This window comes from Nocardia sp. NBC_01377 (genome assembly GCF_045040005.1).
Classification (GTDB): domain Bacteria; phylum Actinomycetota; class Actinomycetes; order Mycobacteriales; family Mycobacteriaceae; genus Nocardia; species Nocardia noduli.
The window spans coordinates 418,115-443,840 of the sequence record NZ_CP109566.1; the positions used below are offsets into that span (position 1 = coordinate 418,115).

Here is a 25,726-nt window from a genome sequence, read left to right on the forward strand (position 1 = left end):
TTCCGTGTGCGGCGCGTCACGTCGCGGGCTCGTAGGTGAGTTCCTTGGACCACGTCGGGTCCTTGCGCAGCACCGCTTTCGGCACCCGCGCGGTGATCTTGACCAGCGCGTCGGCCAGCAGGTGGTACGGGTGGTCGCGATCGATGACCCAGCTGCCGTGCATCTTCACGATCTGATACATGGGCAGCCTGCGGGCGAATTCGCTGCGCTCGCCGACATTGCCGTAGCGCTTGAGCGCGGTGTAGAGCTTCTCCTCGTCGACGCCCATCGCCACGATGTTGTCGCGCATCTTGTTCAGCAGCGGTACGTAGCTGAGCACGCCGATCAGGAACGTCGGCTTGACCCAGCCGCCGACGAGGTCGACAAGCAGTTTGCGCATCTGCGCGTGCCCGAGCACATCCATCACCGCGAAATCGACGGCCAGATGCCGGGATTCGTCGGCATTGATGCGTTTGAACACCTCCTGGCAGACCGGATCCTCGATCTCGTCCATGATGAATTTGACCAGCGCGCCGTCCAGGGTCACCTCGAGCATCGGAATCACCGTGCCCAGGAACGACAGCGACATGTCGTCGGAGTACCTGTCGAGGAAGTCGATGACCAGTTTGACGTTCACGTTCGGCTGCGGGATCTCGTCACCGTCGAGCATGCCCCACCGGCGCATCAGCGCCAGTTCGGCATTGGCGTGCTTCTGCTCCTCGGCGTGGAAATAGCGGTAGATCTCGCGGAGGGTCTCGGTCGGGGCCTTCCTGGCCATGGCGGCGAATCCGCGCGCGCCGACATTCTCGATCCACATGAGATCGGCCATGAACGGCTTGAGTTTGGCGTGCAGCTCCGGCGAGATGGTCTCGACGCCGGGGGCGTCCCACTCGATATCGGCCAGTGCCCACTGCCGGTCCTTGATCTTGCGCAGCATGTCATCGAAGTCCATCGCGATGGCCATGTCGGGCTCCTGTCTGCTCGGTGACCGTCGCGCGGTCGTCTTCGGTGGAATCGTCGTGCGGCAGTAACCGTTCGAGGAGTCCGAGGGCGTAGGTGTACCGGGCGGGGAAGTAGCGCTTGAGTCGCCACACCACGTGTGCGTCCAGTTGGGGCAGGACGTAGAGCCTGCCGTGGTCGTTGGCGTCGAGCGTGGTCCTCGCGACGTATTCCGGGGTGAAACCGGTCCAGCGCATCAGCGCGTCCGCCAGTCGCTGTGATCCGTCGGTGATCCGGCCGTCACGGGTGACATTGGTCTTGACGAAGGTCGGGCACAGCACCGTCACCGCGACACCGGTTCCGGAGAGTTCGGCGGCCATGGTCTCCGACAGCGACATCACCGCCGCCTTGGAGGTGTTGTAGACGGCCATCGACGGTGCGGCGGCGAACCCCGCGGCCGAGGCGACATTGATGATTCCGCCCTTTCCCGCGGCCCGCAGCACCGGTGCGAAGACCTCGCATCCGTGCACCACACCCCACAGGTTGATGCCGAGCGCCCACTCCCAGTCCACGAATCCGATCTCGCCCACCGGTTTTCCGCCGATGCCGACACCCGCGTTGTTGACGACGAGGGTGACCGGACCGTCGAAGACGGCTTCGGCGAAATTCGCGAGTCCCCGTACGTCCTCGCGGCGCGCCACATCGCAGCGCAGGGCGTGGGCGCGGCCCGGATGCTCGCGTTCGATGAGCGCGACGGTGGTGTCGGCGCGCGCCTCGTCGATATCCGCGCAGATCACCTGTCCGCCGCGAGCCGCGATCTCCCGGGCGAAGGCGCGTCCGATCCCACTGCCCGCACCGGTCACCACGGCGCGCGCCCGATGGCTGCGCCGTGCCGAGCCGATGCCGAACGGCAACAGTCCCGGCGGCAGGAATTTCTCCACTCCGAACACGTCAAATCACCTTTTCCGAGACGGTCGGCGCGACGAGGGCGGCGCGCAGGAAGTCGGCGGCACGGGCCAGGGCCTGGTCCGCCTCCGGGGTCAGCAGGGGCAGCGCCTGGAAGACGTGCACCTGACCGGGCCAGATCTCGAGTTCGCACACCCCGCCCGCGGCGCGGACCATGGCGTGCAGCGCTCGGGCGTCGGCGCTGAGCATTTCCGCGCCGCCCGCCTGGACCAGGATCGGCGGCAGTTCGATCCCGTCGGGGATGGTCAGCCGCAGCCGGGGCGCGTCGTCGGCCAGGCCTCCGGTGTACTGACGGGGCAGCCGCGCCGCCGCGGTCGCCGAGATGACCGGATCTCGTTGCCGCCGTTCCTGCTCCGCCGCTAGTCCGAGGGTGAGATCGAGCAGCGGCGAGAACATCGTGACGGCGGCGGGCTGTGGGCCGCGACGGCGTCCGTTCTCGATGAGCAGGTCGAGCGCGAGATGTCCGCCCGCCGAATCGCAGGCGATGACAATATCTTTCGCGTCGGTGCCGCGGTCGATCAGCCATCGGTAGCCCGCTTCGACGTCATCGGCGGCGGCGGGGAAGGGATGTTCCGGCGCGAGTCGGTAGTCGGTGAGGAATACCGGAAGACCCATCCGTTTCGACAGTCGTGCGGCGAGTCCGCGGTGGGTGCGGGCCGAGCACAGCACGTAACCGCTGCCGTGGATGTAGTAGACGACTTTCGTGCCGAACGGTACGCCCGGCGCACGCACCCATTCGCCGCGCACCGCTCCGGCCCCGACCCGGGTGACCGCGGTTCCCGGCAGGGTCGGGCCCGCAGCGGCCATGATCGTGGCGATCAGGGTGCGGGCGAACCAGATGCCGGGGGTGTTGAGCGGAATCGCGCAGTTCAGCGGCCGCAGCCCGTACTCGGCCGCCCTGGCCGCGACGACGGCGCGCAGCGAGGGCGCCGCGGGGATGGCGGGGACCGAGGTCCTCGTTGACCTTGTCATGCCTCAAGGATCAGCGATCAATGTGCCAGTTGTCAATGGCACATTGAAAAGAGGCTTAGTAGCCGCGCCTCGGATCGATCGGCGCCAGCAATTCCCGACCCGCGACGAAACGGCTCACGTTCGCGGCGACGTGGTCGGCGAAAGCGGCGAGACGCAACTGCGGCGGATTCGAATCATGGGGCGTGATGATCACATTCGGCAATGTCCAGAGCGGATGACCGTCGGGAAGCGGTTCGGGGTCGGTGACGTCCAGACCCGCGCCGCCGATGATGCCCGAGGACAGCGCGGCCACCAGCGCGTCGGTGTCGATCAGCGGACCGCGCGCGATATTGATCACCCAGGACGACGGCTTGAGCCGTGACAGCGCGTCGGCGTCGATCAGATGCCTGGTCTCGGGTGTAGCCGGTGCGGCGACCACGACGTGATCGGTGCGGGACCAGACCTTGCCGAGCTGGTCCGTGGAGACCGTCTCGACGGAGTCGGGGATATCGGGACCGGTGATCGGATGGCCGGACCGGGTCACCGCGATCACGTGCGCGCCCAACGGTGTCAGCATGGGGATGAGCGCGCGGCCGATACCGCCCGCGCCGACGATGGTGACGGTCTTGCCGCGCAGCGATCCGACATGCGGGAAGAAATCCTGTTGCCGCCAGCTGTCCGCCCGCAGATGCTCGGGCAGATACCGCACTCCGGCGAGCAGCAGCATCAACGCGTGCTCCGCGACACTCGCCGCGAAAGCGCCTGCGGCGGAAGTGAATCGAACCTTCGGGTAGCGGTCGAAGACGCCGGCGGTGAACCAGTCCTCGACCCCGGCCGCCGGAAGTTGCACCCATTCGACCGATTCGGGCAGCGGCGGGAAATCGGCCGGTTTGCCCACCCAGATCAGCCCCCTGGCCTCGTCGAGATCGGAGACGACGGCACCCCCCTCGACCACGGCCTTCTCCACCAGGGTCGGCGCGGGTCGGTCGGGGCCGATCGCCACCGGGACAACTGGCTCGCTCATACTGCGGACCTCCTCGCGGAACACCGATCGCGGCCGGTCAGCGCACCCCCGGGCCGGCCTGGACGGGCCGATGCCCGCCATCGAAAATCTAGCACCAACCCGGCGTGCGAACGTGGTCGCGTCGCTGGTCCGCGGGGTTCGTCGCCGCCGTGCGCGGGGCACTCGAACCGGTGATCGATCACCCCCGATCGTCGGGCGGATCCTCGAGCCGATCACGATCGGCCCAGGCCAGCAGTGGGTCGATCGCGAATACCGCGTCGTCCATGCCCGCGTGCAGATCACCCAGTTCCGCGTAGCGCGCCGGAACGGTTTTCATCGTGAAATCACGCGGATCAATATTCGGGATCTCGTCCCAGCTCACCGGGGTCGAGACCGTCGCCTCGGGGACACCGCGCACCGAATAGGCGGCGGCGATGGTGTGATCACGCGCGTTCTGGTTGTAGTCGACGAACAGCAGTTTCGGATCGCGATCCTTGCGCCACCAGGTCGTGGTGACGTCATCGGGTGCGCGTCGCTCCACCTCGTGCGCGAAAGCCAGAGCGGCCCTTCGCACTTCGGCGAAACTCCACTCCGGCGCGATCCGGACGTAGATGTGCAGACCTCTACCGCCGGAGGTCTTCGGCCAGCCGACCGCGCCGAGATCGTCGAGCACCTCGTGGACGACCCCGGCCACCCGTTGCACCCGCGACCACGGACAGTCCGGCATCGGGTCGAGGTCGATACGCCATTCGTCGGGCCGCTCGGTGTCGGCACGCCGTGAATTCCACGGATGGAACTCCACCGTCGACATCTGCACGGCCCAGATCACCTCGGCCAGTCCGCCGACGCACAGTTCGTCGGCGTGCCTGCCATAGCGCGGAAAGTACACGCGCACGGTCGGAACCCACTCCGGCGCACCGGCGGGCAGCCGCTTCTGATGCACCTTGGCACCGGCCAGCCCCTTGGGGAACCGGTGCAGCATGCACGGCCGCTCCCGCAGCGCGTTGACGATCCCGTCACCCACGCTCAGGTAGTACTGCACCAGGTCGAGTTTGGTCGCCCCGCTCTCGGGGAAATACACCCGATCCGGATTCGAGATCCGCACCGTCCGATCGCCGATATCCAACTCGATCGCGGGCGTCGCCGACTTGCCTGCCACCCGACCGACGATAGTCGTTCCGGCCTCGCCGAGCCGGATATCGCGGCGAGCTACGTCACGGTGGCGAGGGCGAAGGGGAGTACGGCGTCGGCGCCCGCGGCGCGCAGGGCATGCGCGGCGAGGGTCAGCGTCCAGCCGGTGTCGGTGAGGGCGTCGACCAGCAGGATCGGTCCCTCGATCGCGGACAGGTCGGGGACCTCCCACGAGTCGTGCAGCGCGGCGACGCGGTGGGCGGAATTGGCGGCCGATACCGGCGGGCGGCCGGGACGGGTCGGGAGGGTGCCGAGGTCACGCAGGCGGCCGACCTCGGCCAGGCGCGCGGCCAGCGTCGCGGTGAGCACCGGATGGGTGGAGGACTCCAGGGCCATCACGGCGATGGGTCGGGCGGCCCACTTCCATTCGCGCAGCACCGTGACGCAGGCGTCGAAGACGGAGTCGGGTATCGGGTCGTCCGGTGCGTCGAGCAGGGCGCGCAGCCGCTGGCCCCAGCCGAGATCGGTGAGTCTGCCCAGTGCGCGGCCCGTGTCGGCGCCACCGGTGATCTTGCCCGACAGCGGGATACCGAGTTTGCCGAGACCGGTCGGCCACTGCTTGCGCGGCGCGAGGTCGAGGCCGGGACGATCCAGCCGGGCCCGGGTCGAGGCGAGCGAGGCGGCATCGACCGTGGCGTCGGGGCGGGTGCCGGTGCAGTTGTCACAACGGCCGCAGCCCGGCGTCTCGGCGTCGAGGGCGGGCAGCCCGGGATCGTCGAGTTGGCGGCGCAGGAAATTCATCCGGCAGCCGGTGGTGGCCTGGTAATCGATCATCGCCTGCTGCTCGACCTCGCGGGCGGCGGCCAGGCGTTCGTAGCGATCGGCGTCGTAGGTCCACTGCTGCCCGGTCGAGATCCAGCCGCCGCGCACCCGGCGCACCGCGCCGTCCACGTCGAGCACCTTGAGCACCATCTCCAGCCGGGAGCGGTTCAATTCGACCAGGGGTTCCAGCGCGGCGGTCGACAGCGGGCGATCGAATTCGAGGGCGTCGAGCACCGTGCGCACGATGTGCTCGCGCGGGAAGGCGACCGAGGCGAAATAACTCCAGATCCGCGCGTCCTCGGGGCCGGGCAGCAGCACCACCTCGGCTCGGTCGGTACCGCGTCCGGCGCGCCCCACCTGCTGGTAGTAGGCGATCGGCGAGGACGGCGCACCGACGTGCACCACGAATCCCAGGTCGGGTTTGTCGAATCCCATGCCGAGCGCCGAGGTCGCGATGAGCGCTTTGACCTCGTTGTTCAGCAGGGCCGATTCCAGCGCCTCCCGTTCGGCCGGATCGGTCTGCCCCGTGTAGGCGGCGACGGTGTGACCGTGCTCGTTCAGCACGTCGGCCAGATCGTGCGCGGCGGCGACGGTGAGGGTGTAGACGATGCCGGAACCGTCGAGAGTGCGCAGGTGACCCGCGAGCCAGGCGGTGCGCTCCACCGCGTCGCCGAAACGGACCACCGACAGGTGCAGCGATTCCCGGTCGAGCGTGCCGCGCAGGACCAGCGTCCGGTCGCTCGGCCCGGTGGACCCGGTGTAGGCCGGATCGAATTCCGCGCCGATCTGGGTGGCGACATCGGTGACGACCCGGTCGTTGGCGGTCGCGGTGGTCGCCAGTACCGGCACATCCGAGCCGAGGTCGGCGATGAGGGTGCGGATCCTGCGGTAGTCGGGACGGAAATCGTGGCCCCAGTCCGACACGCAGTGCGCCTCGTCGATGACGACCAGTCCGGCGTCGGCGGCCAGCCTCGGCAGCACCTGATCCCGGAAATCGGGGTTGTTGAGCCGTTCCGGGCTGACCAGCAGTACGTCGATCTCGCCGCTCGCGACCCGCGCGTGAATATCGTCCCATTCGGTGACATTGCCCGAATTGATCGTCGCCGCGACGACCCCGGCCCGTTCGGCCGCCGCCACCTGGTTGCGCATCAACGCCAGCAGCGGGGAGACGATCACCGTCGGTCCGCGACCCGCACCGCGCAGCAACTTGGCCGCGATGAAGTACACCGCCGATTTACCCCACCCGGTTCGCTGCACGACCAGTGCCCGCCGCCGCTGCACCACCAGCGCCTCGATCGCGGTCCACTGGTCCTCACGCAGCCGAGCGTCCGGCCCGGCCAGTTCGCGTAGCAGTTCTTCCGCCCGTTCCCGCAGGTCGGGCGCGGCGGTGTCGATCACGGTGGTCTCGCTCGCCGAAGTCATGGCCTCCATCGTGCCCCACCCCACCGACACGGGTACGGGGCGGCGTGGTTCGCCTCGAACGGCCGGTGTCCGCACCCGACCGGTTCCGACGACCATTCGGCGGCCGTGTGACCGATGGCCGTACGACAGGAAGGACCCGGCTTCCACGACGACGATCAGGCGGATAGACCCCGCCGCGCGACCAGACGTCGCGCGGCGGGGGCCGAAGGCGGTCAGCCCTTGACGCAGACCACTTGGCGCAGGGTGGCGACGACGTCGACCAGATCGCGCTGGGCCTCGATCACGGCGTCGATATCCTTGTACGCGGCCGGGATCTCGTCGACCACGCCCGCGTCCTTGCGCGACTCGACCCCCTCGGTCTGGGCGATCAGGTCCGCGACGGTGTACTGGCGCTTGGCGGCGTTGCGGCTCATCCGGCGGCCCGCACCGTGCGACGCGGACCGGTAGGAGGCGGGATTCCCCTTACCGCGCACGACGTAGGAGCGAGTTCCCATGGAGCCCGGGATCAACGCGAGATCGCCCGCGCCCGCCCTGACCGCACCCTTGCGGGTCACCAGCATCGGCACGCCGTCGATCTCCTCCTCCGCCACATAGTTGTGGTGGCAGGAGATGGGATCGTCGAAACGCACTGTCCGCCCGCTGAATTCGTCGCTCACCGCGCCGCAGACCAGGGCGAGCATCACCGCGCGGTTGCGCGCCGCGTACTCCTGCGCCCAGGTCAGATCGCGGCGGTAGGCGTCCATTTCCGGGGTTCCGGACACGAAGACCGCCAGGTCGCGATCGGGCAGGTCGGTGTTGTGCGGGAGTGCGCGTGCCACCGCCATATGCCGCTCGGCGAGTTCCTTGCCGATATTGCGGCTCCCGGAGTGCAACAGGATCCAGACCGCGTCGGTCTCGTCCAGGCACACCTCGATGAAATGGTTGCCGCCACCGAGTGAGCCCAGCTGCTTGCGCGCCCTGCTCTCCAGCGCGCTCACCCCCGGATCGAGCGTGTCGAACGCGTCCCAGAAACGCCGCCAGGCGTTGTTGCCGCGTGCGAGCTCACCGTGCGACGCGGCGAATCGAGCGCCTGCCTTGCTGACGTCGACCGGATCGCGGTGCGACTGGAAACCGACCGGCACCGCGGCCTCGATGCGGCTGCGCAGCGAACCCAGATCGTCGGGCAGATCGGCGGCGGTGAGATCGGTTTTCACGCTCTCCATCCCGCATCCGATATCGACGCCGACGGCAGCCGGGCAGACCGCGTCCCGCATGGCGATGACCGATCCGACGGTGGCTCCCTTGCCGAGGTGCACATCCGGCATCACGCGCACGCCGTGGACCCAGCGCAGTTCCGCGATATTCCGCAGTTGCCGCAACGCGGCCTGATCGATCTCGTGCTCCTGGGCCCACATCAGCGTCTGCGCCCGTGCACCGGGCAGCTCGACGGGAAACATCGTCTCGGTCCTCTCGTTCTACAACGATTTCCACGGTAGAGAGCCGACGCCGGAAAAGCATCCGAATTTCCGGTGCGACCGGATGCCGACCGTGGTGAACGGTATTGCGGGAAAAGGATCTTCGAGACGAATTCAGGTCCGATTCGCGGTGCCGCCCGCGGACGGATATATCCGTCGCGCGTTCTCCGAGGCGATGGCCGAGACGAGAGTCTCGGCATCGGCGACGGTGATCGCGTCGTCGGCGATCCATTCGTCGATCAGCCGACCGATTCCGCGCCGCCACAGCATCGCGCCGAGGTAGTGCAGTTCGGGCAGACCGAAACCGTCCGAGGAATAGCACAGGGACCGGAACGGCACGAGTTCGAGAGTTTCGGCCAGCACCGATCCCGCGCGTGCGCCGATATACGGAATCGTCAGTCCCAGATCGATGCGGACATGGTCGAAGACATGCGCGAGATAACTCGCCTGGCGATGGAACGGCCAGCAGTGCAGCAGCACGACGGTCGGTCCGCCCTCGGAGGTGGCGCGCAGGAAATCGGTGAGCAGCAGCGGATCGGCGTGGTCGAGTCGCAGATCGCGATCACCGAAACCGGTGTGGAATTGCAGCGGCAGCCCCAATTCCGCGCCGAGCCGTACCCCGAGGCCGATCAGCCATCCGATCAGGTGGGGATCGGCGATGCGGTGTACGGGGGTGAGGGCCGCCGGCGGTGAATCGACCAGCGGGAAATCGAGTCCGCAGCGATAGGCGGCGACGGTCTTGAAGGCGACCGCGTGTGCGGCGCGCTCCCGCAACGCGTTCTCGACCTCGGCGAACAGCGTGGGCGAATGTCGCCGCTGCGCGATGACGTATTCCGCGACCTGCTCGAGGCGCACCACTTCGTCGACGGCGCCACCGGACAGTTCACGGAATCGCGCCAGCTGGGCGTCGCGGCGCGCGACGAACGGCGACCCGGGGTCGACGGCGGGGCTGTCGACCCCGATACGGTGCCGCGCGCCCGGATGCACCGGCACCGTGAACGACGACGCTCCCGGGTCGCCGTCGGGTTCGGGGCAGCATCCGGTGTCCACGAGCCATCGGGTGACCCCCGCGCCACGCAGCAGCCGTGTCGTCACCTCGCGCCAGCCGAGTTCGGCGCGGCGGTTCAGGTATTCGTCGGGCGCGGCGTGGGCGGGCAGATCGAGCACCGGCGCGCAGAATCGGCGCACCGCGAGGCCCAATGACGAATCGAAGGTGCCGCACGGGCCCTCGCCGAGCAGACGCTCGAAACGCGGACGGTCCAGGTCGGCGTCGACGACACCGTGGCAGTGGTGGTCGGTGAGCGCGATCGTGTCGGTGATCATGTCAGAACCGCCAGCGGGTCAACTCGACGAGTTCACGCGGGGTGGCGCCGCGATAGCGTTCGGCCTCCGCGCGTCGCACGGTGAGCAACGCGTCGTGCAGTTCCGGCCCCATCGCGGCGGTGAGCACCGTCGAATCCGCGAGTCTGCCCGCCGCCTCGTCCGAGTCGGCGGGCAGCCGGGTGACCTCGCTCTCGGGCCCGAACGTCGCGGGATCGCCGGTGACCTCGCCGGGCAGTGTCAATTCCTCGGCGACGCCCGCGAGTCCGGCCGCGATCACCGAGCCGACGATCAGATACGGATTGCCGGTCGCGTCGAAACACTTGACCTCGGCGTTGGCCGCCCAATCCTCGGTGCCGCGCACACCGGTGACGAAACGCAATGCCGCCTCGCGCGCCTCACGACCCCAGCAGTGCCAGATCCCCGCCCAGCGCGAGGGACGCAGCCGCAGGAAACTCGCCGGATTGCCCGCGCCGATCGCGACGAGGGCGGGCAACTCCCGCAGAACCCCGGCCAGGAAGGCAGCGCCGGTCGGGTGCATACCGTAGGGGCCGGGCCCGCCCGCGAACAACGGGCCGTCCTCGGAGTGCAGTGAGAAATGCAGGTGCGCACCGGAACCCGCGCCGTCGGGGTCGATCGAGGGAGCCAATGTCGCCCGCCACCCGAAATCCGCGCTCACCTGCCGGATGGTGTGGCGCAGCAGTACCGCGTCGTCCGCCGCGGCGACCGGATCGTTCGGCGCGATCGACAATTCGACTTGCGCCAGAGCGTATTCCGGATGGAACTGCTCGACCGACATACCCTGCCGCTCGACCGTCGCGACCAGCGTGCGCGCGTACTCGCCGACCCGGCCGAGCCGGACCATTCCGTAGGCGGGGCCGTCGAACGCGGGGACGAAACCGGCCTCGTCGGCCACGCCGAGCGCCCATTCGGTCTCGAACGCCATCGACAGCCGCAGCCCCGCCGCCCGCGCCGCCTCGACCTGACGCGCCGCGAATCCGCGCTGACAGGCGGCGAAACGAGTACCGTCCTGGGTGTATTTCTCGGCGGGCGCCCATGCCCAGCCCGGTTGACAGGCGATCTCGGTGAGCGCGCCCAGATCCGGGATCAGGCGCAGATCGCCGTCGGGACCGCCGAGGTAGCTGCCCACCGTCATCAGGTCGTCGAAGGCGAAGGTCTCGAAGCACGGAGACACCCCGATGCCGAATCGGGCGGCGCGGGCGAGTCGCCCGATCGGCACCGATTTGACCCGGGTGATGCCCGCGTTGTCGACAAAGGACACGGCGACCATTTCGGCATCGATCTTCTCGACGGACGCGGTCGGATCACCGTCCGCGGGTATGCGCTCCGGCATGGTGGGCATGATCGTCAACGATAAGGGGCCCCGACGGCGTCGGCGGGTATTTCCGCAGCGCGGCACGGATAGTCGAGCGATCCGAACAGTCAGCGGGTCGCTTCGGTGACCTGCACCGGGACCGGTCCGGTCGCCCGCGCGTGTTTGGGCGCGGCGGGCAGCGGGCCGAAGGTGTCGCGTGCCTCGCCGCACACCTGGATGATCCGGTCGACCTGGGCGTCGGTGAGATCGGCGTGCATGGCCAAGCGGATCAGCGTGCGATTGCGCGGGGTGACGGGCGGGCAGAGAACCGCGCCGAATATGCCACGCTCCTCGAGGAAGTCGCGAATCGCGATGGCGCGCAGATCCGGGCCGCCCGGCAGCGCGACGATATGCGAACCGACACCGCCGACATCGAATCCGAAGGCGTGCAACGCGTCACGTACGCGCGTGGAGATCTGGCGCAATCGCTCACGACGCCAGTCGTCGGTGCGCACCACCTCCAGCGCCGCGGCCAGACCGGCGATCTCGTGCGGAAGCAGCCCGGCCGAGAACACCGCGGGATAGGACTCCATCTTGAAATAGTCGACGAAGTCCAGGCCGTTCACGCAGACGAATCCGGCGCGGCCCGCGAAGGCGGCCGCCAGGCTCGCGGTGCGGAACGGCACCCGTTCGGCGAGACCGAGCGCCACCACCGCGCCCGCGCCGAGTGGCCCGTCGGTGCCGAGGGTGCGGGATTCGTCCACGACCAGCAGGCTTCCGGTCTGCTCGGCGACATCGCACAGCTGGGCCAGCGGACTGCGGCTGCCCGTGGTGCTGTACATCGCGTCCACCGCGATGATGCCGGGCCCGTAGGTGCGGATCTCCTCGCGCAGATGGCCGGGGAAGTTGTGACGGAACGGATGCAGCGGCGCCCCAGCGGCTTTCGCGCCGTGCCACAGCGACATATGCGCGAGGCTGTCGATATAGACCGGCGTGCGCGGCGTCGCGATTGTCTGCAACAGGCCGATATTCGCTTCCCAGCCCGATTGGCACAGCACACCGGCGGGTGCTCGCATATGTTCAGCTAATGACAACTCCAGCGCCTGTTGCGCGTCCGCGCGCGGTGGCGCCGCGGTGGATTCGCGGATCGCCTCGGCGATTCGGACGTCGTCGGCGATGGCGAGATAATCGGCTCTGTTCAGCAGGATGTCGTCCGGCCCCGGCTGACGGCCGTGTGCGATGTGGCGACCACCCCATTCTCCGACCACCCGGCCGTATTGGAAACGATCGACGCGAAACTGCACCTGCTCCGCGACAGTGGGAATCACGCTGAACTCCCTTCACTGGATATAGCTACCCGAGAGCACACATTCGGTGTGATTCAACCACCGCGGGCCGATTCGTGCGGCCGCTTCCGCGGAAGTATCGCGGATATCGTCGATTTCGACACCGCGTGCCGCATTCGCGAAAGGGTTATCGCGCGCCCGATCGGTGTCGACCGGCGAGTGCGGCGTCGATCGCGGCCGCGGTGGGAATGGAGACGCTGGCGCCTAGTCGCGTGGTCGCCAGCGCACCCGCCGCGCACGCGAAGGCGAGTGCCGCGCGCGGTCCGCGATGCCACGCGGCGGCGAGCGCGCCGGTGAAACTGTCGCCCGCCCCCGTGGTATCGACCACATCGACCACCGGACTCGCGCTCGAATGCGAGCCGCCGTCGGGTCCTCGGTATTCGGCGCCGTCCGCGCCGCGGGTGACGACGACATGCGGCACCGAACCCACTACGGGGGCCAGACGCGCGGCTTCACCCGAATTGACCACGGCCACATCGATATGGGCCCACAGTTCGGCGGGCAGTTCGGCCACCGGCGACGGATTGAGCACGACGGTGGTCCGGTGCGCCTTCGCGTGCGCGGCCGCCGCCGCGACGGTCGATATCGGAATCTCCAACTGGCACAGCAGGATATCGGCGTTCTCGATCGCCGCGAGGTCGTCGGCGTCGAGTGCGGTCAGCTCCGCGTTCGCCCCGCCGACCACGATGATGCTGTTCTCTCCGTCCGCGTCGACCACGATGGCGGCGACCCCGCTCGGACCCGGCACGGTCCGCAGCCGCTCGACACCGACACCGGAATCGGTCAGCGTCGAGCGAAGTTCGGCGGCGAAGACGTCCTCGCCCACCGCGCCGAGGAATTCCACCGTCGCACCGGCCCGTCGCGCCGCGATGGCCTGGTTGGCGCCCTTACCACCCGGCACCATGGCGAATCCGGTCCCGAGGACGGTCTCGCCCGGCTCCGGCACGCGGCCGGTCGTGGTCACCAGATCCATATTGATACTGCCGAGCACGGCAATCGCGGGCACGCGGTCTGCGGTGGTCATGAACGCCGACGCTAGTCGCGGACGGTGGTCCGGCGGCGCCGAACACGAACCGGACCGGACCCCGGTCGATGGTGCAGCGGTGGAATCGATGACGGGCCGCAACAGTAGGCTGTAACCCATGACGGCAGGAACGACGACCGAGCTCGATACCCGCGAGGTGGTGCACGATGCCGCGCGAAAGGCTCGCGTCGCGTCCAGGGTGCTCGCCCAGCTCACCACCGCGCAGAAGAACGACGCGCTGCACGCGGCAGCCGACGCCCTGCTGGCCGAGGCCGATACCGTCCTGGCCGCCAACGCCGAGGATATCGTCGTCGCCCAGGCCGCGGGCACCGAAGAGTCACTGCTGGACCGGCTCCGCCTCACCAGCGCCCGCGTCGACGGCATCGCCTCCGGTCTGCGTCAGGTCGCCTCGCTGCCCGATCCGATCGGGACCGTGGTGCGCGGTTCGACGCTGCCGAACGGCCTCGAGATCAAACAGGTCAGGGTGCCGCTCGGGGTGATCGGCATGGTCTACGAGGCCAGACCGAACGTCACGGTCGACGCCTTCGGTCTCGCCCTCAAATCCGGGAACGCGGCCCTGCTTCGCGGCTCCTCCTCGGCCGCGCATTCCAATGCCGCGCTGGTCGAGGTGTTGCGCGCGGCGCTGACCGCGCAGGGCATCCCCGCCGACGCGGTGCAGCTGCTGCCCAGCGCGGATCGCTCCAGCGTCACCCACCTGATCCAGGCCCGCGGCCTGGTCGACGTGGTCATCCCGCGCGGCGGTGCGGGCCTGATCAACGCCGTCGTGCGCGACGCGCAGGTGCCGACCATCGAGACCGGCACCGGCAACTGCCACGTCTACGTGCACTCCGCGGCAGATCTCGAGATGGCCGAGCAGATCCTGATCAACGCCAAGACCCGCAGGCCCAGCGTCTGCAACGCCGCCGAGACGGTGCTGATCGACGACGCCATCGCCACCGTCGCGGTGCCGCGTCTGATCGAGGCGCTGGAACGGTACGGCGTCACCGTGCACGGTGACCTGCCGGGACTGGTGCCCGCCGACGACGCGGACTGGGGCGAGGAATACCTCTCGCTCGATATCGCGCTTCGGGTCGTCGCTGACCTCGACGCCGCCGTCGAGCACATCAACAGGTGGGGGACCGGGCATACCGAGGCCATCGTGACCGGCGAACTCGCCGCGGCGCGCGAGTTCACCAACCGGGTCGACGCGGCCGCGGTCATGGTGAACGCCTCCACCGCCTTCACCGACGGTGAGCAGTTCGGCTTCGGCGCCGAGATCGGCATCTCGACCCAGAAGCTGCACGCCCGCGGCCCCATGGCGCTACCGGAACTGACCTCGACCAAGTGGATCGTGTGGGGCGACGGCCAGATCCGGCCGGTATGAGCGGATCCATCCGGCGACCGCCGGATGAGGCGGAGGTTCCGGGTGTTTCCGGCCTCCGAAAACCGGGAGGTCGGTCCTCCCGCTTGCTTTGAACGGAAGGACAGCACGTGGCTTCGCAGGAGAGCGTGACCCAGGAGCCGATCTTCAGCTCGGTCGACGATGTGATCGAGCGGCTGGCGAGCACCGGCTACCTGGCCGACAAGGGCACCGCCACCTCGGTGTTCCTCGCCGACCGGCTCGGTAAACCGCTGCTGATCGAGGGACCGGCCGGGGTCGGCAAGACGGAACTGGCGCGCGCGGTGGCCCAGACCGCGAACGCGGAACTGGTGCGGTTGCAGTGCTACGAGGGTGTCGACGAGGCGCGCGCGCTCTACGAGTGGAACCACGCCAAGCAGATCCTGCGCATCCAGGCTTCCAGCGAGAACGACTGGGAGGAGACCAAAGCCGATGTGTTCACCGAGGAGTTCCTGCTCTCGCGGCCGCTGCTGACCGCGATCCGCCGTGACGATCCCACCGTGCTGCTCATCGACGAGACCGACAAGGCCGACGTCGAGATCGAGGGTCTGCTGCTGGAGGTGCTCAGCGATTTCGCGGTCACCGTCCCCGAACTGGGCACCATCGTCGCGAGCCGTAGACCGTTCGTCGTGCTCACCTCCAACGCGACCCGCGAGTTGTCCGAAGCGCTCAAGCGCCGCTGCCTGTACCTGCACCTGGATTTCCCCGACGAGGAACTGGAACGCCGCATCCTGGCGAGCCGGGTGCCCGAGCTGTCGGCGGCCGTCTCGGCGCAGCTGGTGCGGATCGTGCACGTGCTGCGCGGTATGCAGCTCAAGAAACTGCCCTCGGTCGCCGAATCCATCGACTGGGGCCGGACGCTGCTCGCCCTCGGCCTGCACGATCTCGACGACACCACGGTGCGCGCCACCCTCGGCGTCGTCCTCAAGCACCGCAGCGACCACCAGCGCGCGCTGGCCGAGCTGAAGCCGGCCTGAGCGATGGTCGACCGTTCCGGCCTGGAGGCCCTCACGGCGGAGGCGCCGCCGCACGGGCTGCCCGGTCATCTCGTCGGATTCGTGGAGGCGCTGCGGACCCGGGGTATCCCGGTCGGACCGTCGGAGACGGTGGACGCGGGCCGGGTGCTGACCGTCCTCGACCTCATGGACCGCGAGGTGCTGCGCGAGGGCTTGGCCTGCGCGCTGCTGCGCCGCACCACGCACCGCGCGACCTTCGACGGCATGTTCGACCTGTGGTTCCCGGTGGCGATCGGGGAGCGCAGCGCCGACGTCGACGATATCGAGATGCCGCACACCAACAGCGGTGACATCGATATCGCGGCACTGCGCGAAATGCTCGCCGAACTGCTCGCCATGGACGACGCGGAGCAGCAACTCGATCAGATGGCCGCCCTGCTGGTCGACCAGCTCGGCCAGTACCAGTCCTCGCGGGGCTCGTCCTTCTCGTCGTACCAGGCGTTGCGGGAAGTGCAGCCGCAGACGCTGCTCGCCAAGATCCTGGCCGGGCTGGCCGCGGGCTCCGATCTCAGTGAATTCGACACCGAGGTCGCCCGTCGCGTCGCGCGCGGCCGGATCGAAGGTTTCCGCACTAAGGTCGAGGCGGAGACCCGCAGACGCGTGGCGGAACGGATCGGTCGCGAGCGGGTCGCCGGATACGGTGTCGCGCGCCAGGCCGAGGACGTCGATTTCCTGCGCGCCTCGGAACGGGAACTGATCGAACTGCGCCGCAGCAGTCAGCGGCTCGCCCGCATCCTGGCCTCCCGGCTCGCGGTGCGGCGCAGGCATTCCCGGCGCGGTGAGATCGACCTGCGCAAGACGCTGCGCAAATCGATGTCGACCGGCGGGGTGCCGATCGACCTGGTCAACCGCAAACCGCGTCCGGGACGTCCGGAACTGGTTCTGCTGTGCGATGTCTCGGGATCGGTCGCCGGATTCAGCAATTTCACCCTGCTGCTGGTGAGCGCGCTGCGTGAACAGTTCTCGCGGGTGCGCATCTTCGCCTTCGTCGACAACACCGACGAGGTGACCCGGTTCTTCGATCCGCACACCCAGCTGGACAAGGCGATGGCGAGGATCTTCACCGAATCGGAGGTCGTCGGATACGACGGGCATTCCGATTACGGCAGCGCGCTGCGCAGTTTCGCCGCCGAATTCCCCGAGGCGGTCACCAGTCGGTCCGCGCTGCTGATCCTCGGCGACGCCAGGACCAACTACCGCGATCCGGAACTGCTCGTCCTAGAGGACATGGTCGACATAGCCAAACACGCGCACTGGCTCAATCCGGAACCGGTGAACCAGTGGGGTTCGGGCGATTCGGCTGCCGACAAGTACCGGCTGGTCATCGAGATGCACGAATGCCGTTCGGCGAGACAGTTGACAGAGGTGGTGTCCCGGCTGCTGCCGGTATAGAGGAGGCGGGTGTGCACGAGAGACAACTGCTGACGTACTGCCTGGGCAAACCCGGTGCCCGGAAGGACGAGCCGTGGGAAGGCGATGTCGTCGCGAAGGTCGGCGACAAGATCTTCGCCTTTCTCGGCACCGACTCGGTCGGCCTCAAATGCGGCGCGTCGCGAGCCGAGGCCGACGAACTGGTCTTCGTGTATCCCGACGACGTCACGGCCTCGGCCTATATCGGCCGGTACGGCTGGAATCGGATCGCCCTGGCCGGGAAGGTGCCCGACGACGAGATCCGCGAACTCGTCGACCAGTCCTACGAGGCGATCGTGCGCAAACTCCCCAAATCCAAACGTCCGTGAATCGTTGCGTTCGCGCGGTGAGCGGCGATAACAGTACGAGGTCCGCGCCGTTTCCCCCCTCGGCTGCCCGGCCGTCACGCACCGAGGTCGTCCGACGCTCGGTCTATAAGCATTCGTTAAGGAAACCGTTGGGTGGTCTCACCACGATCCACCCATGGCGCAGACAACGGCTGCCGGGGGCAATGCTGCCGGAGACCACACTCACGGTGAATCCGCTGCCGATGAGAGCGCTGCCGACGGGGAAGGCCCGGGTGACTCCGCCGACGTGCGGGGCGCCGGGACGGCCGAGGAATCATGTGACGCACTGGCGCTCGCCGATCTCGCCGCCACGCATCTGCTCGACGATCCGGGCCCGGCGGAGCGGCATCTGCGCCGCGCGTTGCTGATCGGCGACGGGACGCTTCCGGCCGAACATCTGGCGAGGCTGGGATCACAGCTGGTGATGGTGGTCGCGGGGCAGTCGGGACGCGAACGGGAACTCGCCGACGTGGCGTTGCGCGCGGCGGCGCGATGGGAGGGGATCTCCGCCGCCGACGCGTCGCACCTGAGTTTCGTCGCCGCGCGCGCCTATCACCGCGCGGGCAGGCACGAACAGGCCGCGGCACAGTTCGAGCGGTCGCTCGCGGCGGGATCGGCGCCGTATCCGGATATCGAAATGGCCGTTCTGCGAGGGCAATACGGCAAATCGCTGAAACTGCTCGGCAGGTACCGTGCGGCCGCGGAACAATTCGTCGAAGCCGCGCGCCTGGTCCGCGACGCCGCGGGGCGTTCGGAATTCCGTGCCGAACTCGCCTGGTCGGCGGCCTCGGCCCTGGACACCTGCGGCGAGGACGACCGGGCGTATTCGGCCTACCTGCACGCCGCCGAACTCTGGGGCGAGCTCGATCGCGTCGGCCCCCGCTTCCGCTGTCTGCGCGCGGCCGCCTGGCTGCGACACTGCGGCGAATCCACGCACTCCGGGTCGGGCCTGAACGCCATGTACGGGATCCTCGCCGAACTCGAGGAACTCGATCCGACCCCCGAAGTGGCGGTCGAACTCACCAACACCCGCCGTCAACTCGCCGATATGGAAGCGGGTCGCGACTGACCGACCAGCACCGTTGGGTTTTCGTAAGGGAGTCGTTGGCGGTGCGCCGCATTCTCGACCTGTCGCCGAGACCGACTCGGCACATCGAGAATCCGGAGTCCGGACATGAAGAAATTGGCTGCCGCGCTCGCTGTCGCGGCCGTACTGACCGCGACGATGACCGCGTGCGCGGCCGGGCTGGAATCCGGTGCCGCCGCGGCACCGCCCGCAGGCGTGCCGACGGCCACCGCGCCGGGCGGCTATTGCGCCACCACACTGCGACTCACCGGCCCCGGATACGAACTCGACGTGCCGCAGGTCTCGGGTGGGACCGAGGTCGCGCGGGACGCGTTCAACACCGCGATGCGCGGGCTGGCGCGACAGTGGATCGACCAGGTCGAGCAGACCTTCACCCTGAAGCCCGGCAGCGGCCAGGTCACCTACCTCGGCAGCCGGGCCATCAGCTCACTGTTCGTGATCAGCACCTACAGCGAAGGCGCGGCCCACCCGAACAACGCCTACGAGAGCTACGTCGTCGATGCCCGCACCGGCGACGAGATCACCCTGGACGATCTGTTCGCCGATGTGGACCACGGCCTGAGCCTGCTGGCCGACCAGGCCGCGATCGAGGTGCCCAAGACCCGGGCGGGTGATTCCTACTCCAAGAGCGGTATCGAGGCCGACGAGTACAGCTACCGGCTCTGGCTGGCCACCCCCGGCGGAATGGAAATCCATTTCGGCGAGATCTCCAGCCACGCCGCGGGCGATATCGTCATCACCGTCCCCTGGTCGAAGCTCGATTCCGCCCTGAAGCCCGGCATGCGCGAGATCGTCGGCGGCTGAGCCGGGCCGGAAGACGGCGGCCCGGCCGCCGACCGGGGCACCGGTTAAGCTCGACACTCATGCAAGAGACAGGGCGGTCCGGCCGCAAGCTGGGCGTCATGGGCGGCACCTTCGACCCGATCCACCACGGTCACCTGGTCGCCGCCAGCGAGGTCGCCAATCGGTTCGACCTGGACGAGGTGATCTTCGTCCCCACCGGTCAACCGTGGCAGAAGGCGGACAAACAGGTCAGTCCGGCCGAGGATCGCTACCTGATGACGGTCATAGCGACCGCCTCCAACCCGCGTTTCTCGGTCAGCCGGGCCGACGTCGACCGGGGCAAGGTCACCTACACCGTCGACACCCTGCGGGAGATGCGCACCCAGCATCCCGACGCCGAGCTGTACTTCATCACCGGAGCGGACGCACTGGCCAACATCCTCACGTGGCAGGATTGGGCCGAACTGTTCGAACTGGCCAAGTTCGTCGGGGTGAGCCGACCGGGGTATGAGCTGAACACCGATCATCTGCGGGAACATCTACGTGATCTTCCCGGCGACGCGGTGACGATGATCGAGATCCCGGCGTTGGCGATCTCGTCGAGCGAATGCCGACGCCGCGCCGCCGAGAACCGGCCGGTGTGGTACCTCGTCCCCGACGGCGTGGTGCAGTACATATCGAAGCGGCACCTGTACGTGCCGGCAGAGCGGAAGGTGTAGCTGTATGACGGCAACTGTCGAGGCGGTCGAAATCGCGCAGGTCGCCGCGCGAGCGGCGGACGAGAAGCTGGCCTCCGATGTGGTGGTGCTCGACGTCTCCGAGCAACTGGTCATCACCGATTGTTTCGTGATCGCGTCCGCGCCGAACGAACGCCAGGTCAACGCCATCGTCGACAATGTCGAGGAGCGGTTGCGCGAGGCCGGGCACAAGCCGGTGCGCCGCGAGGGCACCCGCGAGGGACGCTGGGCGCTGCTCGACTACGTCGACGTCGTCGTGCACATCCAGCACCACGACGAACGCAACTTCTACGCGCTCGAGCGCCTCTGGAAGGACTGCCCCGTGGTCCCGGTGGACGGCCTCGGCGATCCGCGAGTCAACGGCGACGCGCCCGCGAATGTCGACGGAGCCGCGAATGTCGACGGGGCTGTGAATGTCGACGGGGCTGTGAATGTCGACGGGGCTGTGAATGTCGACGGATCGACGGAGGACAGCGCGGAGTGAGTGTGCGAGCCGACAGATCGACCAGCTCGTTCATCACGGAGGAACAGCAGTGAGTAAGTACGCGAGCGTGCGCACGCTCATCCTGTTGCGCCACGGGCAGACCGAATGGAACGCGGTCGACCGGATGCAGGGGCAGATCGACACCGAACTCACCGAACTCGGCCGACGGCAGGCGAAAGAGGCCGCGCGCGAGCTGGTTTCGCGCAATGCCATCGCCCTGATCGCCTCGGATCTGAAGCGAGCGCACGACACCGCGCTCGCCCTGGCCGAGCACGCCGAGATACCGGTCGTGCTCGACCCGAGGCTGCGCGAAACGGCGCTCGGTGACTGGGAGGGTCTGACCCACCTCGAGGTCGATTCCGACTACCCCGGCGCGCGCGTGGCCTGGCGGCTCGACGCGCACTATCGACCGCCGAACGGGGAGAGCAAACTCGAAGTCGGCGCGCGCGCGTTGCCGCTGGTGCGGGAATTGTTCGCCGAGCGGCAGGATTGGCCGGGCCGGACTATCATCCTGGTTGCGCACGGTGGGCTGATCGCCGCCTTGACGGCTGCGCTGCTCGACCTGCCGCCGCAGAATTGGCCCGCCCTCGGAGGGCTCGCCAACACCAGCTGGGTGCAATTGAGCAGCCACGGTCCAGGTATCGACCAGCCCGGGTGGCGTCTCGATGTGTGGAACGCAGCGGCGAAGGTAGCTCCCGATGTCCTCTGAAGAGCCGATCCGGTCGGTGCCCGACGAACTGTTCCGGCAGGCCACGGCCAAGCCCGAACGACAACTTCCCGACGCACTGTTCGGCCCCGCGCCCACGCCGCGGGCCGAGGAACCGAAGCGGTCGGCGTCCTCGTCACGCTCCGAGGAGCCGATCAGGTCGGTCCCCGACGAACTGTTCAAACAGGTCACCGCCAAAGCGCAACGGCAGCTTCCGGACGCGCTGTTCGGTGGTCCGGTGGCGCCGAAGCCGGTCGCGGCCGAGGATGCCGGACGAGGTTCGGATTCCGATGTGGAAGCGGCCGACGAGTCCTCGCGGGGATCCGAGGGGGCGTCCGATACGACGGCCGATAGCTCCGACGAGTCCGTGTCGTCGCCCGAAGTCGCCTCGGCGGACGCGGAACTCGCGGTGTCCGAGCAGGACTCGGCTGCTGAGAATCTCGGGTCGGAGGGGGATTCGGCACCGGTAGGGATCTCCGTCGTGGATGGACCGGAGGCAGGGCAGTCGATCGCTCCGGCCGTGTCGTCGTCCCCCGAGTCGGATGCGTCGGAGGGCGGGACCGATACTGCCGCGCCGTCGGCACCTGCCGAAGCGAACGCCTCGCCCGCATTTCCGGAAGGCGGCGCGACGGCCACGGCCGACGATGCCACGGCCACGGTCGATCCGGGCGCGCCGGGGCAATCCGTCCCGGTATCCGCCGATGTCGCGGCAAGCACGGCGGAGCCGTCCGTCGATACCGCCGCCTCGGTCGGCGTCTCCGCTGCGTCGGCGAGCCCGGCCGATTCCGCGACCGCCGTCCCGGCCGAGAACGAACAGACCGCGTCCGCCGATGGGCCCGCCCCCCGACCGGTGCTGCTGGTCGTCGCCGACTCCCTGGCCTATTTCGGCCCCAAAGGCGGACTGCCCGCCGACCATCCGAAGATCTGGCCGAATCTGGTGGCGGCCGAGTTGGATTGGGATGTCGAACTGGTCGGACGGATCGGTTGGACCTGCCGTGACGCGTACTGGGCACTGATCGGTGATCCGAGGATCTGGGCAAGCGTGCCGAAAGCCGGCGCGGTGGTCTTCGCGGTCGGCGGCATGGACACGCTGCCCTCCCCGCTGCCGACCGCGCTGCGCGAACTGATCCGTTACGTGCGGCCCGCGTGGCTGCGCCGGGTGGTGCGCGGCACCTACAACTGGCTGCAACCGAAACTGGCCAAACTCGGCAGGCCGGTGGCGCTGCCGCCCCGGATCAGCGTCGACTACCTGGATCAATCACGCGAGGCGTTGGCCCAGCTGCGACCGGAACTCCCGTTCGTGGCGGTGCTGCCCTCGGTACACAATTGCGACGCCTACGGGCGGGTGCATCGTGGTCGCCCGCGTGCGGTGAAGGCTTTGCAGGCGTGGTCGGAACGCACCTCGGTGCCGTTGGTCGACCTCGGAGAAGCGGTGCGCGACAACATCTTCTCCGGTGACGCGAACCCGGACGGCATCCACTGGGGCTGGGCAGGGCACAGCGCGGTGGCCAACGCGATGGTGAAGACCTTGCAGGAGGTTCGGTAGTCCGTGGCCGTCGTGGTCGTCACCGATTCGTCCGCCAGTCTCCCTGCCGAACTCACCGACGAGCTGGCCATCGCCGTCGTCCCGCTGCACGTCCTGGTCGGTGACCGGACCGTGCGTGAAGGTATCGATCCGATCGATATCGACTACGCCGCCGACTCCGTCACCACTTCCGCCGCGTCACCGGGGGAGTTGCGCGAGGTCTACGAGCGGGCGTTGGAACGCAGCGGCGGCGACGGCGTCGTCGCCGTGCACATCTCCCGTCAGCTCTCGGGGACGTGGGAGGCGGGCAGGCAGGCCGTCCGCGATATGGACGCCTCGGACAAGGTACTGCTGGTCGATTCCCTGGGAGCCGGGCTGGCCACCGGATTACCGACGCTGGCCGCCGCCCGTCGCGCCCGCGCGGGTTCGGTCCTCGACAGCGTCTTCGAGGCCGCGGTCGCCGCGGCGACGCGGGCGCGGACCTTCGTGCTGGTCAACCGCACCGAGCAGTTGCGTCGCGGTGGTCGTCTCAGTACCGCGGCCTCCTTCTTCGGCAGTGAGCTGGTGACCAAGCCGCTGCTCCAGATCGTGGAAGGTCGTCTGGAACTGCGAGAGAAGGTGCGCACCAGATCCAAGGCGTACGCGCGACTCGTCGCGGCCGCGGTGGAGGCGGCCGGAGCCGAGGGCGCGGCCGTGGCGGTGCAGCACCTCGGCGCACTCGACGCGGCCGAAACCATTTCCGGGCAGTTGCGCGACCTGTCACCGGGGATCGGTGAACTCATCGTGGCCGAATTCGGACCGGCCCTGGCGGTGCATCTCGGCGTGGGGGCGATCGGCGTGGTCGTCGTGCCGGGCGGATGCGCGTAGTGCGGGCCCGAAATCTCGCTGAGCGCAACCGGTGTCCGGGGCGGCGGCACGGTTTAACGTCGCGCGTATGACGAGTTCCGCGACGCCGCCGATCCGTCCCGCGCTGACCCTGTCCACGGTCGAGTGGGACCACCCGGACGCGGTGACCCTGCGCGAGGAGATGGCCGCCGAGGTCGGCCCGCGCTACGCCGCGTTGGCGCGCACCCTGCCGACGAAGCCGAACGCCGTCGATCCGGCGACGGTGCACCGGACATTCGTCGTCTACTCGGACGGCCCGGCCGGGCACGCGGCGGTGCGCTGGAACGCGGGCGAACTCGAACTCAAACGGATGTTCGTCCGCCCCGAACACCGGGGATCGGGGGCGGCGTCACTGCTGCTCGCCGCCGCCGAGGACGCCGCGCGCGAACTCGAACTGCCGCGACTGATCCTGCAGACCGGCCATCTCCAGCCCGCCGCCGTGCGCTTCTACGAGCGCAGCGGATACCAGCGCATCCCCATCTTCCCGCCGTACGAGGTGCTGCCGCGGTCGAACTGCTTTGCCAAGCGGTTGCGCTGAGGGTTCGTTCCGGGTGTGGCGCGCAAGCCCGCGCGACCGGGCCCCTCTAATCTTTGCGGGTGACCGGATACGACCACGACTTCGAGCATCTCGACACCTCGACGCTCCCCCCGCGCCAGCAGCACATCCTCGCGACGATCCGCGACTGGGTGCGACGGTACGGATACGCGCCGAACACGCGTGAGATCGGCGACGCGGTCGGGCTGCGTTCCGCGTCGTCGGTATCGAAACATCTGAAAAGCCTGGAGGAGCGCGGTTTTCTGCGTCGCAGTGCGACCGTGTCGCGGCCGATCGACGTCCGCACGTTCCTGCGGGAGCCGCGCGTGGAATCCGACGAGTCGACGGTGGCCGTGCCCGTTCTCGGCGATATCGCGGCGGGCACGCCGATCCTGGCGGAGCAACACTCGGACGACAGCCTGACGCTGCCCCGCGAACTCGTCGGCCGCGGCACGGTTTTCGGGCTGCGCGTACGCGGCGATTCCATGGTCGACGCCGCGATCTGCGACGGTGACATCGTGGTCGTGCGCAGACAGCACGAAGCGCATTCCGGTGAGATCGTCGCCGCCATGATCGACGACGAGGCCACCGTCAAGGTCTATCGGCGGCGCAACGGTCACGTCTACCTCGAACCGCGCAACCCCGCCTACGAGGTCATCGACGGTGACCGCGCGGTCGTCCTCGGCAAGGTCGTCTCGGTGATGCGGCGCGTCTGACCGGGTTCTCCACAGCTCGAAAGTTGTCCACAGACTTTCCTGAAGCCCAGGTCGGCGACCACGATCCGGATTCCCGCGCGCCTACGTTCGCCCTATGCCACGACATGACGAGCGCGAGCGCATCCGCCGCCGACTGGGCGCACTCACCGCCCGCGTCGGAGCGGGCCGAACCACCGCTGTCGGACTACCGACCCCCGCGATCGGGGGTGGTGGTTCACCGCGCCCCGGGGTTTCCCGGAGTGATTCGGCCGTAAGCGAATTCACGAAGTGGACCGAACTCCCCGATCGGAGATCTCCGGAGGACGCGTCTCGTCGGCGCGCGTCCGACCCCGGCCGGTCCGAATCGAGTTCGGGTAACTGGGATCTCGACCGGTTACCCGCTTCATCCAGCGCGAATGCCACAGCGCCGCCCGCCGCCACCGCC

The 25,726-nt window shown here is 68.6% G+C and carries 24 protein-coding genes; 13 read left to right on the top strand and 11 right to left on the bottom strand.

Annotated elements, in window-relative coordinates; all coding sequences use genetic code 11:
• Positions 1-16: 16 nt before the first annotated feature.
• The 11 genes from OG225_RS01850 to OG225_RS01900 form a co-directional block, all read right to left on the bottom strand.
• Complete coding sequence (locus OG225_RS01850; RefSeq protein ID WP_405183159.1) at positions 17-937, bottom strand: ferritin-like domain-containing protein; 921 nt, start codon at positions 935-937, stop codon at positions 17-19.
• Positions 918-1,859: an SDR family NAD(P)-dependent oxidoreductase gene (locus OG225_RS01855; RefSeq protein WP_405183160.1), complete on the bottom strand. Its 942-nt coding sequence runs from the start codon at positions 1,857-1,859 to the stop codon at positions 918-920. The genes OG225_RS01850 and OG225_RS01855 overlap by 20 nt, the downstream gene beginning before the upstream one ends.
• A gap of 10 nt (positions 1,860-1,869) precedes the next feature.
• On the bottom strand, positions 1,870-2,856 hold the full coding sequence (locus OG225_RS01860) for an alpha/beta hydrolase (protein ID WP_405180136.1): 987 nt from the start codon (positions 2,854-2,856) through the stop codon (positions 1,870-1,872).
• 55 nt (positions 2,857-2,911) lie between these two features.
• Positions 2,912-3,859 (bottom strand): D-isomer specific 2-hydroxyacid dehydrogenase family protein, encoded by a 948-nt coding sequence (locus tag OG225_RS01865; protein WP_405180137.1) that lies wholly within the window; start codon positions 3,857-3,859, stop codon positions 2,912-2,914.
• Between the two features lie 178 nt (positions 3,860-4,037).
• Positions 4,038-4,997, bottom strand: coding sequence for a non-homologous end-joining DNA ligase (gene ligD, locus OG225_RS01870; protein WP_405180138.1), 960 nt, complete (start codon positions 4,995-4,997; stop codon positions 4,038-4,040).
• Between the two features lie 50 nt (positions 4,998-5,047).
• The gene (locus tag OG225_RS01875) at positions 5,048-7,213 is read right to left on the bottom strand and encodes a RecQ family ATP-dependent DNA helicase (RefSeq protein ID WP_405180139.1); all 2,166 of its coding nucleotides are present in this window, start codon (positions 7,211-7,213) and stop codon (positions 5,048-5,050) included.
• Positions 7,214-7,425: 212 nt separating this feature from the next.
• On the bottom strand, positions 7,426-8,649 hold the full coding sequence (locus OG225_RS01880) for an RtcB family protein (protein ID WP_405180140.1): 1,224 nt from the start codon (positions 8,647-8,649) through the stop codon (positions 7,426-7,428).
• Between the two features lie 132 nt (positions 8,650-8,781).
• Positions 8,782-9,990 (bottom strand): amidohydrolase family protein, encoded by a 1,209-nt coding sequence (locus OG225_RS01885; RefSeq protein ID WP_405180141.1) that lies wholly within the window; start codon positions 9,988-9,990, stop codon positions 8,782-8,784.
• 1 nt (position 9,991) lies between these two features.
• The gene (locus OG225_RS01890) at positions 9,992-11,350 is read right to left on the bottom strand and encodes a glutamine synthetase (RefSeq protein WP_405180142.1); all 1,359 of its coding nucleotides are present in this window, start codon (positions 11,348-11,350) and stop codon (positions 9,992-9,994) included.
• A gap of 80 nt (positions 11,351-11,430) precedes the next feature.
• Positions 11,431-12,630: an aminotransferase class I/II-fold pyridoxal phosphate-dependent enzyme gene (locus OG225_RS01895; RefSeq protein ID WP_405180143.1), complete on the bottom strand. Its 1,200-nt coding sequence runs from the start codon at positions 12,628-12,630 to the stop codon at positions 11,431-11,433.
• Positions 12,631-12,775: 145 nt separating this feature from the next.
• Entirely contained in the window at positions 12,776-13,672 is an 897-nt protein-coding gene (locus OG225_RS01900; RefSeq protein ID WP_405180144.1) for a ribokinase, read from the bottom strand.
• A gap of 118 nt (positions 13,673-13,790) precedes the next feature.
• On the opposite strand from OG225_RS01900, the gene OG225_RS01905 reads away from it, so the two are divergent.
• From OG225_RS01905 to lexA, 13 genes are all read left to right on the top strand, one after another.
• Entirely contained in the window at positions 13,791-15,056 is a 1,266-nt protein-coding gene (locus OG225_RS01905) for a glutamate-5-semialdehyde dehydrogenase (protein WP_216913746.1), read from the top strand.
• 107 nt (positions 15,057-15,163) lie between these two features.
• Complete coding sequence (locus tag OG225_RS01910) at positions 15,164-16,048, top strand: AAA family ATPase (RefSeq protein WP_405180145.1); 885 nt, start codon at positions 15,164-15,166, stop codon at positions 16,046-16,048.
• A gap of 3 nt (positions 16,049-16,051) precedes the next feature.
• Positions 16,052-17,479, top strand: a complete 1,428-nt coding sequence (locus tag OG225_RS01915) for a vWA domain-containing protein (RefSeq protein ID WP_405180146.1) — start codon at positions 16,052-16,054, stop codon at positions 17,477-17,479.
• A gap of 11 nt (positions 17,480-17,490) precedes the next feature.
• Entirely contained in the window at positions 17,491-17,826 is a 336-nt protein-coding gene (locus OG225_RS01920) for an MmcQ/YjbR family DNA-binding protein (protein ID WP_405180147.1), read from the top strand.
• A gap of 154 nt (positions 17,827-17,980) precedes the next feature.
• The gene (locus OG225_RS01925; protein WP_405180148.1) at positions 17,981-18,913 is read left to right on the top strand and encodes a hypothetical protein; all 933 of its coding nucleotides are present in this window, start codon (positions 17,981-17,983) and stop codon (positions 18,911-18,913) included.
• Between the two features lie 105 nt (positions 18,914-19,018).
• Positions 19,019-19,735: an RsiV family protein gene (locus OG225_RS01930; protein ID WP_405180149.1), complete on the top strand. Its 717-nt coding sequence runs from the start codon at positions 19,019-19,021 to the stop codon at positions 19,733-19,735.
• 59 nt (positions 19,736-19,794) lie between these two features.
• Entirely contained in the window at positions 19,795-20,433 is a 639-nt protein-coding gene (nadD, locus tag OG225_RS01935; protein WP_254190275.1) for a nicotinate-nucleotide adenylyltransferase, read from the top strand.
• Between the two features lie 4 nt (positions 20,434-20,437).
• Entirely contained in the window at positions 20,438-20,935 is a 498-nt protein-coding gene (rsfS, locus tag OG225_RS01940) for a ribosome silencing factor (RefSeq protein WP_405180150.1), read from the top strand.
• A 49-nt stretch (positions 20,936-20,984) separates the two neighbouring features.
• Entirely contained in the window at positions 20,985-21,644 is a 660-nt protein-coding gene (locus OG225_RS01945; protein ID WP_216913758.1) for a histidine phosphatase family protein, read from the top strand.
• Between the two features lie 847 nt (positions 21,645-22,491).
• Positions 22,492-23,187, top strand: coding sequence for a diglucosylglycerate octanoyltransferase (gene octT / locus OG225_RS01950; RefSeq protein ID WP_405183161.1), 696 nt, complete (start codon positions 22,492-22,494; stop codon positions 23,185-23,187).
• Between the two features lie 3 nt (positions 23,188-23,190).
• On the top strand, positions 23,191-24,033 hold the full coding sequence (locus tag OG225_RS01955) for a DegV family protein (RefSeq protein WP_405180151.1): 843 nt from the start codon (positions 23,191-23,193) through the stop codon (positions 24,031-24,033).
• Positions 24,034-24,100: 67 nt separating this feature from the next.
• Positions 24,101-24,589, top strand: coding sequence for a GNAT family N-acetyltransferase (locus OG225_RS01960; protein WP_405180152.1), 489 nt, complete (start codon positions 24,101-24,103; stop codon positions 24,587-24,589).
• Between the two features lie 59 nt (positions 24,590-24,648).
• Complete coding sequence (gene lexA / locus OG225_RS01965; protein ID WP_405180153.1) at positions 24,649-25,302, top strand: transcriptional repressor LexA; 654 nt, start codon at positions 24,649-24,651, stop codon at positions 25,300-25,302.
• The last annotated feature ends 424 nt before the right edge of the window (positions 25,303-25,726 follow it).